At 74.6% G+C, this 16550-nt stretch carries 14 protein-coding genes; 5 read left to right on the top strand and 9 right to left on the bottom strand.

The window, feature by feature from the left end:
• Positions 1 to 125: 125 nt before the first annotated feature.
• Positions 126 to 1931 (top strand): MDR family MFS transporter, encoded by a 1806-nt coding sequence (locus tag ACIRPH_RS17130; RefSeq protein ID WP_402915270.1) that lies wholly within the window; start codon positions 126 to 128, stop codon positions 1929 to 1931.
• 52 nt (positions 1932 to 1983) lie between these two features.
• On the opposite strand, the gene ACIRPH_RS17125 is transcribed toward ACIRPH_RS17130, so the two are convergent.
• Together ACIRPH_RS17125 and ACIRPH_RS17120 are read right to left on the bottom strand one after the other, a co-directional pair.
• Entirely contained in the window at positions 1984 to 2433 is a 450-nt protein-coding gene (locus ACIRPH_RS17125) for a GNAT family N-acetyltransferase (protein WP_402915267.1), read from the bottom strand.
• A gap of 149 nt (positions 2434 to 2582) precedes the next feature.
• The gene (locus ACIRPH_RS17120; RefSeq protein WP_402916004.1) at positions 2583 to 3806 is read right to left on the bottom strand and encodes a cell division protein DivIVA; all 1224 of its coding nucleotides are present in this window, start codon (positions 3804 to 3806) and stop codon (positions 2583 to 2585) included.
• A 394-nt stretch (positions 3807 to 4200) separates the two neighbouring features.
• Between ACIRPH_RS17120 and ACIRPH_RS17115 the strand changes: the two genes are divergently transcribed.
• The 3 genes from ACIRPH_RS17115 to ACIRPH_RS17105 all read left to right on the top strand — a co-directional run bounded on the left by ACIRPH_RS17115 (position 4201) and on the right by ACIRPH_RS17105 (position 6542).
• A complete protein-coding gene (locus tag ACIRPH_RS17115) occupies positions 4201 to 4764 on the top strand; it encodes a gamma carbonic anhydrase family protein (RefSeq protein WP_402915264.1) in 564 nt (187 codons plus the stop codon).
• Positions 4765 to 5089: 325 nt separating this feature from the next.
• Positions 5090 to 5638 carry a hypothetical protein gene (locus ACIRPH_RS17110; RefSeq protein ID WP_402915261.1) on the top strand — a complete coding sequence of 183 codons (549 nt, stop codon included), beginning with the start codon at positions 5090 to 5092 and terminating at the stop codon, positions 5636 to 5638.
• Between the two features lie 154 nt (positions 5639 to 5792).
• Positions 5793 to 6542, top strand: a complete 750-nt coding sequence (locus ACIRPH_RS17105; protein WP_402915258.1) for a hypothetical protein — start codon at positions 5793 to 5795, stop codon at positions 6540 to 6542.
• Positions 6543 to 6662: 120 nt separating this feature from the next.
• Here the strand turns inward: ACIRPH_RS17105 and ACIRPH_RS17100 are convergent, their stop codons facing one another.
• From ACIRPH_RS17100 to ACIRPH_RS17070, 7 genes are all read right to left on the bottom strand, one after another.
• Positions 6663 to 7850, bottom strand: a complete 1188-nt coding sequence (locus ACIRPH_RS17100) for a sensor histidine kinase (RefSeq protein ID WP_402915256.1) — start codon at positions 7848 to 7850, stop codon at positions 6663 to 6665.
• Positions 7847 to 9103, bottom strand: a complete 1257-nt coding sequence (locus ACIRPH_RS17095; RefSeq protein WP_402916002.1) for a sensor histidine kinase — start codon at positions 9101 to 9103, stop codon at positions 7847 to 7849. The genes ACIRPH_RS17100 and ACIRPH_RS17095 overlap by 4 nt, the downstream gene beginning before the upstream one ends.
• A 374-nt stretch (positions 9104 to 9477) precedes the next feature.
• Positions 9478 to 10335, bottom strand: a complete 858-nt coding sequence (locus ACIRPH_RS17090) for an ABC transporter permease (RefSeq protein WP_402915253.1) — start codon at positions 10333 to 10335, stop codon at positions 9478 to 9480.
• Positions 10336 to 10410: 75 nt separating this feature from the next.
• Entirely contained in the window at positions 10411 to 11409 is a 999-nt protein-coding gene (locus ACIRPH_RS17085; protein ID WP_402915251.1) for an ABC transporter ATP-binding protein, read from the bottom strand.
• Positions 11410 to 12373: 964 nt separating this feature from the next.
• A complete protein-coding gene (locus tag ACIRPH_RS17080; RefSeq protein WP_402915248.1) occupies positions 12374 to 13276 on the bottom strand; it encodes a serine hydrolase in 903 nt (300 codons plus the stop codon).
• Positions 13273 to 14166, bottom strand: a complete 894-nt coding sequence (locus tag ACIRPH_RS17075; RefSeq protein WP_402915245.1) for a LysR family transcriptional regulator — start codon at positions 14164 to 14166, stop codon at positions 13273 to 13275. The genes ACIRPH_RS17080 and ACIRPH_RS17075 overlap by 4 nt, the downstream gene beginning before the upstream one ends.
• 77 nt (positions 14167 to 14243) lie before the next feature.
• Complete coding sequence (locus tag ACIRPH_RS17070; protein WP_402915242.1) at positions 14244 to 14879, bottom strand: TetR/AcrR family transcriptional regulator; 636 nt, start codon at positions 14877 to 14879, stop codon at positions 14244 to 14246.
• A gap of 64 nt (positions 14880 to 14943) precedes the next feature.
• Between ACIRPH_RS17070 and ACIRPH_RS17065 the strand changes: the two genes are divergently transcribed.
• Positions 14944 to 16278 carry an alpha/beta hydrolase fold domain-containing protein gene (locus ACIRPH_RS17065; RefSeq protein ID WP_402915239.1) on the top strand — a complete coding sequence of 445 codons (1335 nt, stop codon included), beginning with the start codon at positions 14944 to 14946 and terminating at the stop codon, positions 16276 to 16278.
• Positions 16279 to 16550: the final 272 nt, after the last annotated feature.

Genomic DNA, 16550 nt, shown 5'->3' with positions numbered 1-16550 from the left:
CGCATACCGAAACGGGACCAGAGATACCGATTTGACAGGTCAACACCGTTTACCTATACCAGAGGGAGGACGTCGCCCCCGGCAGTGAGCCGCGGGGCTTTCGTGCGTCCGTGATCGGGGGGCCTGTGGAAGAGTCGTTGCGTCGAGAAGGAGAACCCGGGAGCATCCCCTCGAAGAAGGCGCCGACCGCCATGGCGGGCCCTGATTCCTCCGACCATCCCACCACTGGAACCCCCGACGCCTCCGCCGTCCGCACGGCCCCGGGCCCCCCGGCCGCGCCGGAGCCCCCCGCCGACGACGCCCCCGCGCTCCCCCCGAAGCGCGTCGTGCACCGCATCATGGTCGGCCTCGTCCTGGCCATGCTCACCTCGATGCTCACCAACTCGATCGTCGGCACCGCCCTGCCGACGATCATGGGCGAGCTGGGCGGGCAGGACCGGCTGGCCTGGGTGGCCACCGCCGCGCTGCTGACCATGACCGCCTCCACCCCCGTGTGGGGCAAGCTCTCCGACATCTGGGGCCGCAAGCTCCTCTTCCAGGTGGCGCTGGGCATCTTCATCGTCGCCTCGGTCGCGGCGGGCCTGGCCCAGGACATCAACTGGCTGATCGCCGCCCGCGCCCTCCAGGGGCTGGGCGTCGGCGGCCTGGCCACACTGCCCAACATCATCCTCGGCGACGTCGTCTCGCCCCGCGAACGCGGGCGCTACAGCGGCCTCATCGGCATGGTCTTCGGCGTGTCCACGGTCCTCGGCCCCCTGGTCGGCGGGTTCCTGGTGGACAGCCCGCTCGGTTGGCGCTGGTGCTTCCTCATCACCGTGCCGCTCGCGGTGGTCGCGTTCGTCGTCATCCAGTTCCTCTTCACCATGCCGTTCGTGCCCCGGCGCGACGCGCCCGTGGACTGGGCCGGCGCCGGCCTGATCTTCAGCGCCGCGAGCACCGTGATCGTCCTGCTCAGCCTCGGCGGCACCCAGATCGCGTGGAACTCGCCGCCGGCGTACGCCCTGGGCGCCGCCGCCGTGCTGCTCACCGCGGCGGCCGTCCTGGTGGAGCGGCGTGCCGAGGAGCCGATCATCCCCGCGCGCCTGTTCCGCGACCGGACCTTCGTGCTCGCCTCGCTCGGCTCGGTGTGCGTCGGCATGATGATGTTCGGACTCATCATCTACATGCCGCAGTACCTCCAGATGGTGCACGGGATGTCGCCCACCGTGTCCGGCCTGATGACGCTGCCTCTGGTGGCGTCGTTCCTGTTCACCTCGATCGGCTCCGGCTACGCGGTCAGCGGGAGCGGCCGGTGGAAGGCCTACCCGGTCGTCGGCATGCTGCTGTGCGTGATCGGGTTCCTCGCCCTGAGCCAGGCCCACCTCGACCCGGGGCTGACCACGGTCGTCGTCGGCCAGGCCCTGGTCGGACTCGGCTTCGGCCTGAACATGCAGCTCCTCCTCCTGGCCACGCAGAGCTCCCTGCCCGTCGCGGACATGGCGTCGGGCACCGCCTCGGTGGTGTTCTTCCGCAACCTGGGCGGCGCCACCGGCGTCGCCGCGTTCGGCGCGGTGATGGTGGGGCGGCTCAACACCGAGCTGGCGGAGGCCGCGGCCGCCGCGCGGGCCCAGGGCGCGGCGGACGCCGAGGCCGGGGTGGATTCGGGCGCCTCGGAGCTCTCGGTCGGCCTGGCCGACGCCGCCGAGGCGGCCCAGGGGTCGCCCGAGCTCGTGCACGCGCTCCCCGAACCGGTGCGGGACGTGGTCGTCACCGCCTTCGACCACGCGATGCAGGGCGTGTTCACGGCCGGTGTGCCGATCGCGGTCCTGGGGCTGGCGGCTGTGGCGTTCATGAGGGGCGTGCCGCTGCGCGGCGGCCGGGCGAAGGCGCCGAAGCAGGCGCGGAAGCAGGCGCGGAAGGAGACGCGGAAGGCGCGTCGGGCACGGGCGTGACGTCCGGCCCCCGGGCCCGCCCGGGGGCCGGTGCCCGCGTCCCCGGCCCGCCTCAGAGGTAGCGGCGGAACCCCTCGGCGGAGTTGTCGAACCCGAGGGCCGCGTAGAACCGGTGCGCGCCGTGCCTGCTCTCGTGCGACAGCAGTTCGACCTTGTAGCACCCGGCCTGCGCGGCGCGGTCGAGCGCGTCCTCCATCAGTGCGCGGCCGATGCCGCGCCCCCGGGTCAGCGGGTCCACCACCAGGTTGTCCACGACGGCCCAGGGCTGGGCGTCGTGCGTGAGGTTGGCGACGACCAGCAGGTCGAGGGTGCCGATGATCTGGCCCCGCTGCTCCGCGACCAGGACCGTGCGGTCGGGGTCGGTCTCCATCCTGGTCCACGCCCTCACGGCTGCCGAGGACATGCGGACGTTCGCGCTCTGCGTGTCGGTGGTGTCGCCGAGTTCACGCAGGAGACGCAGGATCGCACCGAGGTCGGACCGGATGGCCGCGCGGATAATCATGGCTTCCGGAATCGTAGCCGACAGCCTGCGACAAGGCGGACGTCCCCCTACAACCAGCTACAAAACACCGAAGGGCGGGGACTGCGTCCCCGCCCCTGGATCCCCTGCTCCCCGGGACCGGCGCACCGGTCGCGGAGAGGTGTCGGGGCCTACGGCTTGCGAATGACCCTGACGCCCTCGTCGCCCGAGGGCGGCTGGCCCTGGCCCGACTCCGGACGCCGGTAGACACCGGTGATACCGGGGTCGCCGCCCGCCGCGTCACCGGCCGGAGCCTGGGCCTGCTGCCCCGGCTGGGCCTGCTGGGCCTGCGGCCGGCCCTGGGGCGCGTCCGGCGCGGGGCCGGTGAACCGGGCGCCCTGGGGCGGGCGGGGAGCCGAACCGGCGTCGCCGCCCTTGGCCCCCTCCTCCGGAGGACCGCCGGCCGCCTTCGACCCGGCCTGGTCCGCCTGGTCCGCCCTGATCACCGGCTTGATGCGCACCGTGGCCTGGTCGGTCTCCTGCTGGAGCGGAGGCAGCTCGGCGGTGGCCTCGTCCTTCTGCTCCGGCGCGGGCCGGGGGCCGGGCCCCTTCTCGGGCGTGACCGCCCGGGCGGCCTGGGCCGCCTCGGACCGGGCCGGCTGCGAGCCCTCCGCACCGGGTCCCGCCGGCTTGGGAGCGGGCTTGGCCGCGGCCGCGGGCCTCGCCGCGGCGGGCTTCTGCTGGGCGGCCGGGCCGGAGGTCTCCTCCCTCGACAGGCCGGTCTCCAGCGCGCCCGCCTTGTCCTCGGCCTCGACCAGGTCGGCCAGGGTCGAGTGCATGTCCTTGAGGCGGCGCAGCGCCTCGGCGTGCGTGGCGGTGAGCGTCGCGAGCCGACGGTCCGCCGTGTCGTGGATCTTCTTCGCCCGCGCCTCGGCCTCGCCCAGACGGCGGTCGCCCTCCTGCTTGGCCTGCTCGCGGAGCTGGTCGGCCTCCTGCTTGGCGCCGGAGACCATCTCGTGCGCCTCGGCGCGCGCGGAGGACACGATGCGCTCGGCGTGCTCCTCGGCGTCCTTGCGGTGCTTGGCGATCTCCTCCTGGGCCTTCTTCTCGACCTCCTTGACCTCGGACTCGACCTTGGAGCGACGCTCCTTGGCCTCTTCCTCGGCGATCCGGAGGATCTCGGCCATGCGCGCGCTGATCTGCTCGTGCTCCGGCTTGACCTGGGCCTTCTCGCGGGCGATGGCGAGATCGCGCTTGTACTGCTCCAGCTCGTCGTCCATCCGCTGCAAGCGCTCACGGATGCTCTTGAACTGGTTGTCCATGCGGACGTAGTAGTCGTCGACGTGCGCCTTGTCGTAGCCGCCCTTGCGCACCGTCGGGAATCGGTCCTGTTGCAGTCCGCCGCCCGGCAACATATCGCTCATGTGCCCTTCATGTCCTTACACCGTTTGACTGCACGTCGTACAACGTGAGAGTTGCCCCGTACCCCATTGTCCTAGGAACACCCGTCGAGTCCTGGAAACGACATCCACTCGATTTTGTCCCTTTTGCCCTGGTACGGCCGCATGAGGGGCACCGGCCGCGAGCAGAGTATGACGCCGCGGACACCGTCCAAACGACCAAGGCGGGCACGCGCGGCTCCGCGGCGTCAGGGATCCCGAGGGGTGGATCGCCGCGCGGACCCCGGTCACGTTCTTACTAAGGTATGCGCGATCATCCCCGTACGGGGGCAGAGCGGTCAACTTCCCGCGGAGCTCACCGCGGGCGGGGACGAGAAGCACAGCCGGAGGACGTATGGAGGGCCACGACATGGGTAGTGCGGCGGACGGCCGGACGGAGGACGGGGCCCTCGGCCCCCGGATCGGCGGCGCGGCCTTCGGGAGGCCCGAGATCCACCCGACCGCGTGGATCGCCCCCGGCGCCACCGTGGTCGGCCGCGTGCGGCTGGGCGCGGAGAGCAGCGTCTGGTACGGATCGGTACTGCGCGCCGACGGCGAGGACATCGTGGTGGGGGACAGGGTCAACATCCAGGACCAGTGCGGCATGCACTCCGACCCTGGCCAGCCCGCGATCCTGCACGACGACGTGAGCCTCGGCCACAAGGCCATGGTGCACGGGGCCGTCGTGGAGGAGGGGGCGCTCATCGGCATCGGAGCGATCGTGCTCGGCGGCGCCCGCGTGGGGCGGGGCGCACTGGTCGCGGCGGGCGCCCTCGTCCCTCCCGGCAAGGCGGTCCCTCCCGGCACCCTGTGGGCCGGGGTCCCCGGCAAGGTGGTCCGTGAACTGAACGACGACGACCGGCTCGTCCTCGCGCACACCCCCGCCCACTACGCCGCGCTCGCCGTCCAGCACCAGGAGGTGGTCTGGGCCTGAGCACCGGGCCGGCCCCGGGCGGGCGCGGCGCCGCGCCCGCCCCTGGTGCGGGAGGCCGCCTCGGGGTCGATACTCCGGCGGGCGCCGCGCCCGTCCCGTCCGCACCTCCCCCACCTCCGGACCACGGGAGGGATGGGGTGTTCGGGACTTCTGGCTAACCCGGGTGACCCCCGCACTGGTCCTCACGAGTCATGCGCGACCGATACGCCCCCGCGTAGCCTGAAATCCTCACGCCCGTGGGGCCGGGTTCGTCGCGCCCGCAACCACGAGGGCCCGGTCCGGGGGCCACCGGCACACGCTCGCGACACCCGGGAGGTGGGCGCGCGTGGAACACGACACACACCCGCGACCGATCGTCCGCTCCTCCCTCCACGACCGCGTGGCGCTCGACGAGATCGACCTGTACTCGGAGGTCCTCATCGCCGTGGCGTGCGCGGACCACCCGCTCAGCCCCGCCGAGATCGACCGCGTGCTGGGCCTCTCCCCCGGCGCCCCCGGGGACGGGCCGCAGGGCGCCGCCGAGGCGCCCGGCCCCGCGTCCGTCCCAGTCGGCCCGGCGCCGCGCACACGGCCGGACACGGGCGCGCCCCCGGGGGAGGACGCCCTCCGCGAGGGCGGATGCGCGGCCCAGGGCGCCCGGGAGGCTCCGGGCTCCGCTCCGGCGCAGCGCAAGGGCGGCGCTCCGTCCAGGTCGGCCAGGCCCTCTCCCCGGGGCCGGGTCCCCGAGCAGGGCCGGCCGCCCGAGGCGCCGCTCTCCGGCCCTCGGTTCCTCCCCCGGCAGCGGCCCGCCCCCAAGCCGGCCCCCCTCCCGCGCTCCGCGCCCTTCACCATGCGGGCACTGCCGCGGCTGCCCCTGCCCCCCTGGTCGTACTGAACCGGCGAAGCGGTTTCCCCCTGCCCAACCCCGTTCGCCCGGAATCGGCCTGATCCGGCCACTTCCTTCCGCTCCAGCAGGGCCTGCACGGGGTATTGGCCTCTCGGGACCCCCTTCCGTCCCTTCGAGGCGCACACCCTTCCAGGAGCCGCAGATGTACCCAGACGAACCGGACCGCCAGGAGCCCCAGGGCGGTGTGGAGTCGCGTTCCCGGCGCAGGCCAGGAGGGGAGGAGGAGCCCGCCCGCAAGGTGACGCTCGCCATCGCCCTCACCGTGACCTTCGTCTTCCTGTTGGCGACCGCGGCCGGACTCGGCTGGTTCCTGTCCGACGGCGGCCCCTTCTCGGGCGGCGGCTCCGCGTCCGGGGAGGACCGGCGCGCGGCCGACGAGACGGGCGGCGACGAGGCGGGCGACGAGGCGGGCGGGGACGCCTCCTCCCCCGAGGGCACTGTGGAGGACCCGCGCTCGGGACTGACCTACCAGCTCCCGGGGGAGGGCTGGCAGCGGCTCGGCGACGACGAGGTCCCCCCGGAGTACTACTCGTACGCCGTGTACGGCTCGGCGGAGGACCCGGACGCGATCATCGTCACCGGCAGCGAGCAGCTCCACGCGGCGGAGCCGATGGCCGTGGCCGGGGTGCGCCTCGCGGTGGAGTCGCTGGGCGGCCTGGTGACCGACGTCTCCTCGCTCGAGGTCGAGCCCTCCGGCGCGACCGACGTGGGCGGCTCCCCCGCGTTCGGGGTGGCCGTGGCCGGCGGCGGGGACGAGGCGTCCTACGGCCGGTTCCTGCTGGTGGAGACGGGTGACCGGAACGGCGCGTTCATGCTCGGCATCAACACGGCCGGAGGGGAGGAGGCGACCGCGGCGATCGACGAGGCGTTCGCGTCGGTGGGCGTCCTCTGACGGGCCCGCCCCCTCCGCGCGGGAAGGCCCGGCCCGCGCGGGGACCGCGGGCGCCGTGCGGGCGGCTCCGCCGGGGCACGGCGGCGCCCCGCCCCGGGAGGGCGGGCCGGCGGCGCCGCCTCACAGTGGCAGCACGGCCCGGAGCAGGAAACCGCCGCCCTTCGTGCGCGCGGCCGACAGTGTGCCGCCGCCCAGGGAGACGCGTTCGGACAGGCCCGCCAGCCCGCTGCCCGAGGAGGACCCGCGCTCGCCGCCGTCGCGCGCCCCGTCGTTGGACACCTCCACCACCAGGGCCCGTCCCATGGCGGTGTCCTTCGCCCGGGTGAAGGCGATCTCGCACGCGGTGGCGTCGCTGTGCCGGAGCACGTTGGTGACGCCCTCCCGCACCACCCACGCGGCCAGGGACTCCCGGTCCGACGGCAGGGAGAGGCCCTCCAGGCCGGAGACGGACACGGCGGTGCCGTTGGCCGCCAGGACCGCGCCGACCGACGCCACCTCCTCCGCGAGGTCCACCTCCCGGTACCCGCTGACAGCCGCGCGGACCTGCTGCAGCGCCTTGCGGGCGAGTTCGTGCACCTCCTCCATCTCGGCGGCGGCCCGTGCGGGCGCGCGGTCGACCAGCCTGCTCGCCAGCTCCGCCTTGACCGCCAGGGCCGACAGGCTGTGGCCGAGCAGGTCGTGCATGTCCCGGGCGAACCGGAGCCGCTCCTCGGTCACCGCCAGCCGGGCCCTGGCCCTCTGGCCCTTCACGGCGTCGTTGGTGACGTCCCACAGCCAGAGGGACGCGAGCGAGCCCGCGGAGAGCAGGAGCGCCCACGCGATCGCGAGGGCCCAGGTCACGAGGAAGGGCACGAACCGGACGTCCACGGGGCTGAACGGGATCAGCGCCCAGGGGAGCGCGAGCAGGAGCACGCTGACGGCCGCTCCGCGTGCGCGGGAGGCCACGAAGACCCCGACGGCCCACCACGCGCCGAGGAAGAACATGCCGCTGACGGGGACCTGCAGGGCCGCGGCGGCGACCGCCGCCAGCGCGACCGAGCCCCAGTAGAGCCAGGGCCTCGGGTCGCGCCGTCCGTCCATCCGGTCCCGGAACATGGTCAACAGGGCCACGCCGAGGGGGACGGCGGCCGCCTCCGCCACCACGGTCCTCCACAGCGCGATCTCGTCGGTGCCGAGGCTGAGCTCCGTCAGGGGCAGGCCGACCAGGACGAGGAGGATGAACAGCATCGAGCCGAGGATGATGCGCCGGGCCACACGGAGCTTGCGCTCGGTCCGCCCGCTCCCGGCGGGGTCGACACCGTGGTTCATCGACGGCCCTCCCCCTGCTCGGAGGAGGCCCCCGCACCGGCGCCGGCCTCCAGGGGCAGGACAGCCCGGAGCAGGAAGCCGCCGTCCTTCGTCGGCGCGGCCGAGAGGGAGCCGCCGTCCAGGGAGACGCGTTCGGACAGGCCCGCCAGTCCGCTGCCCGAGGAGGACCCGCGCTCGCCTCCGTCGCGCGCACCGTCGTTGAACACCTCCACCACCAGCGCCGTCGGCCGGTTCTGCCGCCCCGGCAGCCGGGAGAAGGAGATCGCGCACCGGGAGGCGTCGCTGTGCCGGAGCACGTTGGTGCCGCCCTCCCGCACCACCCACGCGGCCAGGGCCGCGGTCCGCGGGGGCAGGTCGGGGCCGTCCAGGCCGCTGACGGCCACCCTGGTCCCGTTCGCCTCGAGGACGCCTCCCACGGAGGCGACCTCACCGGCCAGGTCCACCTCGCGGTATCCGCTCACCGCCCCTCGCACCTGCTGCAGTGCCGCGCGGGCCAGGTCCTGCACCTCGGACATCTCCGTCCTGGCGCGGTCCGGGGAGCGTTCGGCGAGCCGGCCGGCCAGTTCGGCCTTGACCGCCAGGGCCGACAGGCTGTGGCCGAGCAGGTCGTGCATGTCGCGGGCGAACCGGAGCCGCTCCTCGGTCACCGCCAGCCGGGTGCGCGCCGCCTGCCCGCGGATCGCGTCGTTGGTGATGTCCCACAGCCAGAAGGTCGAGGCGAAGAGGAACCGGAACAGCAGCGCGAAGCCGACGCCGAACACCCAGGTGACGGTGAAGGCGAAGGGCGGGACCCCCAGGACCAGGGGCAGGGTGAACGCCTTGAGCCAGCTCAGGGCGGCGAGCGCCAGGCCCAGGTTCCGGCCCGTCCGGGACGGCACGGCGTTCGCGACCACCCCCCACCAGGTCGCCAGGACCAGGGCGGAGTTGACGAGGCTCTGGACCAGGGCGAAGGAGACACAGCTCAGGACGAGGGACCAGACGACCAGGCGGCGGTCGGCGGCGCGCGGGCCGTCGACGCGCCCCCGGATGAGGAGGACGAGCAGGACGCCCGAGCCCAAGGCCGGGACGGCCGCCGCGGCGGCGATCCACGGGGGGAGGCCGACGTCCGACAGGTAGCCGGCGTCGATCGCGCTCCAGAAGGCCTGGGCCAGGGCCAGCGGGTACGTCGACCAGACGGTGATCGCCCGGGCGATCCTCAGCCGCCTCGTGTTCCTCGCGCTCACGCCGTCCAGGCCGACGCCCCCCTCCACCATGCCCACGGTCCCCTCCGCGTGTCCGACCCGGCGTCCCGGCCCGCGCCGGCCCCGTCGTCCACGGGCGCCGGCACGCACCGGTGCGGCCCCCACCCATCCTGCCAGGACGGTGGGAAGGGCTCCGTGGCGGGAACCCGGCGCCGGCCGGGGAGGGGTCGCCGGGCGCCCCGCTCGCCGCCGTGCCCGCCCGCGCGGGGGCGTCCCCGGACCGCGACGCGATCCCGTGGTGCTCCGGCTGCCGTGCCCGCCCCCGCGGGAGGGCGGGGCCTCCCGGGCCCGGTGTACGAGGTCGTGGAGCACCGTGCCCGCCCGCGCGGGGAGCGGGGGCTGCCGTCCGTCCCCGGCCGCCCCCGCTCTCCGGATCCCGCCCCCGGTCACGGCTGGCGGGGGTCCCACTTGAAGAACCTGCGCACCAGGAGCGCCAGGCCGGCGGTCCACGCGAGCACCACGCAGACCGAGGGGAGCGCGGCCGCCCACAGCCCGAGGTAGCCGGGCCGCGTCGCCGCCTCCAACCCGCCGAACACGTCGTAGCCGGTGAAGGCGGCCTGGGCCATCAGGGTGACCGGTGCGACCGGCAGCAGCATCATCGCTTCCCGCAGGGGGTCCGGCAGCATGCCCAGCGGGATGAACAGCCCTCCCAGGAACAGCAGGATCATCATGGGCACCATCGCTGCCATCTGGGCGGCCTCGGCGTTGCGCACCATCGGGGTGACCAGCAGGCCGAGCAGGGTCATCGGCACGGTGCTCAGCAGCACCGCCACCAGCAGCATCACCGGGTCCTGCGGCATCGATCCGGTGAACGCGGAGGTCACGGCGGTCATCAGCACGGCGACCAGCAGCGAGAAGAGGGCCACCACCCCAATGATGGCTCCGAAGATCGCCGCCTGCGGCACCCCGCTCACCCGGAGCCGCTTGAGCACCAGGGCCTCCCGGCGCGCCGTGAACACGTTGGAGGCGTGCCCGAGGCCGACGATCAGGCCGATGCTGCCGAGCATCCCCGCCATCGACATCGCGGTGCTGTCCACCCCGGGGAAGACCTCGTAGGACTCCATCCCCAGGGAGACCACGAGCAGGAACATGGGCAGGCCCAGGAACATCCACGCGGTCTTGTACCGCACGAACAGGGTGAACTCGGTCCGGGTCAGGCGCGCGGCCTGCCGGAGCCGTCCGATGGTGGGGCGGGGCCGTCCCGGGGCCGCTGCGGCCCCGGTGGTCGCGGTGGGTGTGGTCATGGTGTGCTCCGTACGTCGTGGGGTGGCCCGGGGGCCGGGGGTGTGCTCGGCGGCCGCTCACGCGGCGCGGGGTGCTCAGTCCCGGACGAGGTCCGCCGCGCCGTCCGCGACCCGGAGGAACACGTCCTCCAGGGAGGCGCCGCGCACCTGGAGGTTCTTGAGCGTGGTCCCGTTCCCGGCGGCCCACCCGATGAGCGCCGCGACGGCGTGGTGGGCCCGGTCGGCGACGTCGCCGCCCAGGACGGTGTACGTGGCCCACAGGGAGTGGTCGCGCGTCTCCACGGCCACCTCGGCGCCGGGCAGGCTCGGCAGGTCCCCCGTGCGCACGTCCTCGGGGAGCAGGAAGCTCACCCGGTCGCCCCACCCCGCGAGGACCCCGGCCAGGGTCCCCTCGACCCGCACCTCGCCCCGGTGCATGATCGCGAGCCGGTCGGCGAGCCGTTCCGCCTCCTCCAGGTAGTGCGTGGTGAGGAGGATCGCGACCCCGTCCCTCTTCAGGTCGCCGATGATGCGCCAGGTCTCCTGGCGCGCCTCCGGGTCCATGCCGGTGGTCGGCTCGTCCAGGTACAGGACCTCGGGGCTGGTGACGAGGGCGAGTCCGAGGTCCAGTCGGCGCTTCTGGCCGCCGGACAGCTGGCGGACGGCGACCCGGCGCTTGTCCAGGAGGTTCACCAGGCCCAGGACCTCCTCGGCGTCGCGCGGGACGGCGGCGAGGTCGTGGGCGAGGGAGACGGTCTCCCCGACCGTCAGGTCCTCCAGCAGGCCGCTGCCCTGCAGGACCGCGTTGGTGCGCTCCCGGACGCCGGCCGGCTGGCCGTAGGGGTCGGCGCCGAAGACCCGGACCGTGCCGGAGCTGGGCTTGCGGAAGCCCTCCAGCGTCTCGATGGTCGTGGTCTTCCCGGCGCCGTTCGTGCCCAGGAGGGCGAAGAGCTCTCCGGGGTGGATCTCGAAGGAGACGCCCCGGACCGCCTCGAAGGCCCCGTAGCGCTGGCGCAGGTCCCGGACGACCACCGCGGGCCCGGCGGCGTCCGGTGCGGTGTCGTGGGCCTGGGCTGGGTTCGCTGTCGTCGTCATGCGTCCAGGTTCCCGCGGGGGCGGGCGCCCGGGACAGACGCCGTTGTCACCGGCTGCCGGTGCGGAACCTCCCGGGCCCCGCACTGACAAATGTCATCCGGGCCGGCCTCGGAACACGACGCGGCCACCCGCACACGTCCGGTCCCCCTGGCTCGCGTGCGGGCGGCCCGCGGTGTCAGCGTGCGCGCCCGGCCCCCTCATCACTCACGTCGGGCGTGTCCGCTGATCCCGGGTTCCCGGCCGGTGCACCGACCGGTCCCCTCCCCCGCCGGGCGGGTCGGCCGGACCGGTGGGGAGCGGCCCCCGACCGCGTCCCCGTCCTGTATCCGACCGTGTCCACCCGAGGGCGGTTTTGTCCGTTCCGGCATGCTCGAAACGGACCGACACCTGCGCGCGGTGTCGACAAGAGTTCTACACGAAGTCCGGCTTCCGCGTGGGGAGAACGGCATTCATGAGAAAGTTTCATGCGAGGAATCCCCGTGCCGGTGAGTTCATTTCGCGGAAAACGCCCTCCTGGGCAAACCGGTCCGGGGCGGAGCGCCCCGCGCGACCGCTCCGGAGACACCGCCGAGCACCGGCCGTCCACGCGCCGGGGGCTGACCCGGTGCAGCTCGCCGGGCGTCGGCGGCCCCGGATGACGGCCTCCGTCCGGTCCGCCGCCGCTGCCGTCCGCCTTCCCGGCGGGCCCGCCCGAAACGGCGGTTCCGAACGCGGATCCGGGGCCGGCGCGCCGACCGTCCCTTTTCTTCCGAACTGCGCCGAAGGCGGTTCCCCGGCGAAACGGCTCCGTTCCGTGAAAGGCGCCGCACCGGAACACACCAAAGTTCCACGGGGCCGCCCCGGGCCCCCGCTCCTTTCCTCCGGAAGGGTCCGCCCCGGGGCCGACCGCTCCCCCGGGTGCGGGGGCGGGTGCGCCGTGACCGTGGCGCCACGGGCCGGAGGACCGGTCACGGCGGCGCCGGGTTCACCAGGCGCGGAGGTGGTCGCGCAGGGAGCGCGCCACACGGGCCATGAGCGCCTCGGCCCCGGGCTGGTGGACGGCCGGCACCCGCGACTCGGTGAGCACCGACACCGCGAACACCTGGCCGTCCGCGTGCTCGACCACGCCGAACTCGTGGCGCAGGTTCAGCAGGGTGCCGGTCTTGGACGACCAGGTGGACGCGTCGGAGGTGAAGTCCGGAGCGAGGCGGTGGCGCAGCACGTTGCCGCGCATGAGCTCCCGCACCCGCGCGGCGATCCCCGGATCGATCACCGAGGGCCGCCACAGGGCCTCCAGCAGGTCGGTGAACGCCCGGGCCGAGCCGGAGCTGGCACGGGTCACGTCGAGCTGCGGAATGCGGTGCCCCCGACCCGCCGTGCCCTCCCCGATGGCCAGTGAGTGCGCCAGGTGCGCCTGGTCGGGACCGAGCCGGTCGGCGGGGGTCTCGTTGAGGTCGCGGAGCTTGTGCCGGACGGTGATGCCGCGCAGCCCGGCGGAGCGGAGCCAGGCGTCCACCCTCTCGGGCGGCGTGACCTCGAAGAGGGTGTCCGCGGCGGTGTTGTCGCTCAGGCACGTGCTGAGGTACAGGAGGTCCTCGACGCTGACCTTCGCGGGGTGGCGGAACCTGCTCATCCCCGTGTGCATCGGGAGGTCGCTCCGCCCCGGCTGCACGAGCACCTGCTCGGCGCCGTCGATCTCGCCGGCCCGGATGCGTTCGAGCGTGGCGATGGCGAGCGGCACCTTGACGAGCGAGGCGGTCGAGAACTCCAGCTCGGGCTCGATGCCCAGCTCCTCGCCCGTGTCGAGGTCCCGGACGAGGAACGATCCCCGCAGCCCGCCCTCGTCGAGTTCGCGGCGCAGGTCCCGGACCAGTGCGGTGGCGCTCACCCGTACTCCCCCCGCCCGTCCGGGGCGCCCAGGCAGCGGGCCATGCCGTGGCCGAGGAGCGAACGCAGCCGCTCGGCCTCCTCGCCGGTGTCGGCGGCCACGTCGTAGCCGCGGGCGAGGCTGATCCCGCCGATCGGACGCCAGTGCAGCCCCAGGTCGTCGGCCTGTCGGCGGGAGCACAGGAGGAGGTCGTCCGAACCCAGCGCCTCGGCGGCGGCGGAGGCCAGGGAGGCGGCCACGGAGACCTGGGCGGGTCTCAGTCCGACGGCGTCCCGCAGACGGTTCAGGGGGTCGCGGACGTGGGGGACGTCGTCCTCGGGCTGGATCCAGACGCGTCGGCCCCGCGTGGCCGACCTTCCGCGGTCCACGCGCAGGGTCTCCACGTGGACGGAGCCGACCCGGGGCTCCGCGGCGCTCGCCAGCCCGAGGGGCACCGACCAGGCCCCCTCGCCCGGCGGGGTGCCCGTCAGCGCGGCGCGGACCTCGCGAGAGCCCAGGAGCTCGGTCCGGACGGCCGGCGGTGCGGGCCGGAAGTCCAGGTGCACGCCCTCCCTCCGGGCCTCGGCGCCGAGCGCCGCGAGGTCGCGGGTGGCGCAGATGTCCGGCACGGCGAGGCGCAGGGGCCGCAGCGCGGCGCGCTCGGCGTCGTGCTCCATCTCCTCCGCCAGCTGGACCAGGCGCCGGGCGGACGGGAGCATGTCGCGCCCGAAGCGGGTGAGGACGGCCCGACGGGTGGAGCGGTCGAACAGCCGCGCCCCCAGGTGGCCCTCCAGGGCCGCGATACGCCTGCTGGCCACGGGCTGGGGGATGCGGGCGGCGGCGGCGCCGAGGGTGAAGCTGCCCCTGTCGCTCACGTTCACGAACGCCTTGCAGGCGCCGACGAGGTCCATGCCGGTCACTCTATGTCCCTTCGGCATGGAAGGGGTCCCTGGCTCCGGGGAGCGCATCGACCGGCGGACCCGGTCGGTCAGCCGGGGGCGGGGGGAGGGCCCGGCGACCGGGGGGCGACGGCGCCGACGGCCGCGTCGATCGCCCGCCGCTGGGGCTCCAGGGAGGCGCCCGGCGGACGTCGGGCGGCGCTGAGCCAGATCCCGTCGACGAGGACGAGCAGCAGTTCCACGAGGGAGTCGACGTCCTGTCCCGGCATGAGCTCCCCCTGCTCCGCGGCGTACCCGAGGGCGGCCCGGAGGGCGGTGCGGGCCTGGGAGTCGAGCTCGGCGAGGATCTCGGCGGAGTCGGCGTCCACGGAGGCGCGCGCGTAGAACGCGGACCAGACGCGGGCCTCGGCCAGGCGGTCCCCGTCCGTGGGCAGCAGGTCGAGCAGGACCTGGCGCAGCCCCTCGGCGAAGGTCAGCCTCCCGGGGCCGATGCGCACCCGGGAGATCCGGGCGGACACCGCCGCCAGCGCCTCGCGGAGCGCGAAGCGGAGCAGGTCCTCCTTGGTGCCGAAGTCGCGCTGGACGGCCCCCGCGGACAGCTGCGCCTCGGTGGCGACGGTCCGGATGCTGACGCCCTCGAGGCCCTCGCGGGCGGCGATCCTGTGGAGCGCCGCGGCCACCCGCCGACGGCGTTCTTCCCTGTCTACGTACCTGGGCACGGCCACATTGTGACACACCCCGACGTTTCGATACACTCGTATCGATACGAACGTATCGAATGGAGGACGTATGGATCACCCACCCGGACCCGGCGCCGTCCGACGGCTGGTCGCCGCCGTCGGACGAAGGACCGCCCTCGCGACCGCGTGCGCCACCGCCCTTCCGGGAGCGGCGGCCGCCGCGCTCGTGCTGCTGCCGCCGCCGTCGTGGGACGCGTGGCAGTACGCACTGCTGGCGCTGGAGTTCAGCCTGGTGTTCGCCGTACCGGCCGCGGCGGGGCTGCTGATCGCCCTCGCCGTCCTGTTCCGCCTCCGGGGCCGGAGCCCCCGGGAACGGGACGGGGCCCCGGAGGCGGCCCCCACGGCCGCTCGTGGGCGGCGACGCCTCGCGGCGGTCGCCGCCGCGGCCAACGCGGCCGTGCTCGTCGCGGCCCTGGTGCCCCCCGCCGCGATCTGGTCCACCGCGCGCGCCGAGGGCGCGAGGCTCAGCCTCGCCGAGTACACCGCCGGCCTGTCCACCAGTGCCGACCGCGAACCCGAGACACGCGTCTACCTGCGACTCGACGCATCGGGGGAGGAGATCCCCGGCCCCTCGGACGGCGGCGCCCCCGAGGCCGCGGAGGAACTGGTCCTCGACGTGTGGGAACCGGAGCGGAGGGAGGACGACGCACCGCTGCCCATCGTGGTGAACGTCCACGGAGGAGCCGACGACCTGCCGCAGAGCCTCCTCCCCCGCTGGGACACGTGGCTGGCGGACAGCGGTCGCGTGGTGTTCGACGTCGACTACCGGTACTTCCCGGACGGTGACTGGTCCGCGCCCGTCTCCGACGTCAAGTGCGCCGTCGGCTGGGCCCGCGCGCACGCGGAGGAGTACGGGGCGGACCCGGACAGGATCGCCGTCACCGGCCAGTCCGCGGGCGGCCTGCTCGCGCTCCTCGCCGGGTACACGTCGGCGGAGGAGATCCCGCCGAGCTGCGACGTTCCCGGGACGGCCCCGGACGCGGTCGTGGCCTGGTACTCCGTGGCCGACGGAACCGACGGGGCCCCCGAGGCGCCGTGGCGGCAGCGCCACTCCCCCGTCGGCGACGACCTGGACGAGGGCTCCGTCCGGATGATGGGCGGGACCCAGGAGGAGGTCCCCGAGGAGTACGAGCTCATCTCGCCCCTCCACCAGGTGTCGGCCGACAGCCCGCCCACCCTGCTGGTCATGTCGGGCCACGACCTGTTCCTGGGCACGGAGGACAACCGCCGCCTGGCCGCCCGGCTGGACGAGGCCGGGGTCGCGCACCGGCACCTGGAGATCCCCTGGGCGGAGCACATGTTCGATCTGAACTGGGGCGGCTTCGCGAGCCAGCTCACCCGGCACACCCTCGACGGATTCCTCACCGAGCACCTCGCCCCGTGACCCCCGGGGCCCGGCCCTCCCTCCCCGGTCCGCCCGTGGCCCCCGAGGTCCGCCCGGGGCGGGGAGGACCGGGCGGCGGATCCCGCGGACGGCGGGGCAGCGGGGCGGCGGGAACACGTGCGCCTCCGCGCCGGACGCGGCCGACGCGGGGCGGCGCGAGACGCTGTCCACAGGCTGTGGACGACGCCGACCCGCGCGACCCCGCCACGGGCACGGAGCCCTCACGCCCCCGGGCGGACCCCTGCCCCTCCCGGCGCCCTCCTCCGGCGCGC

This window comes from Nocardiopsis sp. NPDC101807, from assembly GCF_044766605.1.
GTDB classification, from domain to species: domain Bacteria; phylum Actinomycetota; class Actinomycetes; order Streptosporangiales; family Streptosporangiaceae; genus Nocardiopsis; species Nocardiopsis tropica.
Note: the sequence above shows the minus strand (reverse complement) of the source record. Positions and strands in the feature narration are given on the sequence as shown.

Bases quoted from the DNA above. Each gene is read 5' to 3' on its own strand.
- ACIRPH_RS17105 (WP_402915258.1), top strand. From the start codon at position 5,793: ATGTACCCAGACGAACCGGACCGCCAGGAGCCCCAGGGCGGTGTGGAG.
- ACIRPH_RS17120 (WP_402916004.1), bottom strand. From the start codon at position 3,806: ATGTTGCCGGGCGGCGGACTGCAACAGGACCGATTCCCGACGGTGCGC.
- ACIRPH_RS17085 (WP_402915251.1), bottom strand. From the start codon at position 11,409: ATGACGACGACAGCGAACCCAGCCCAGGCCCACGACACCGCACCGGAC.
- ACIRPH_RS17090 (WP_402915253.1), bottom strand. From the start codon at position 10,335: ATGACCACACCCACCGCGACCACCGGGGCCGCAGCGGCCCCGGGACGG.
- ACIRPH_RS17115 (WP_402915264.1), top strand. From the start codon at position 4,201: ATGGGTAGTGCGGCGGACGGCCGGACGGAGGACGGGGCCCTCGGCCCC.
- ACIRPH_RS17125 (WP_402915267.1), bottom strand. From the start codon at position 2,433: ATGATTATCCGCGCGGCCATCCGGTCCGACCTCGGTGCGATCCTGCGT.
- ACIRPH_RS17075 (WP_402915245.1), bottom strand. From the start codon at position 14,166: ATGGACCTCGTCGGCGCCTGCAAGGCGTTCGTGAACGTGAGCGACAGG.
- ACIRPH_RS17065 (WP_402915239.1), top strand. From the start codon at position 14,944: ATGGATCACCCACCCGGACCCGGCGCCGTCCGACGGCTGGTCGCCGCC.
- ACIRPH_RS17100 (WP_402915256.1), bottom strand. From the start codon at position 7,850: ATGAACCACGGTGTCGACCCCGCCGGGAGCGGGCGGACCGAGCGCAAG.
- ACIRPH_RS17095 (WP_402916002.1), bottom strand. From the start codon at position 9,103: ATGGTGGAGGGGGGCGTCGGCCTGGACGGCGTGAGCGCGAGGAACACG.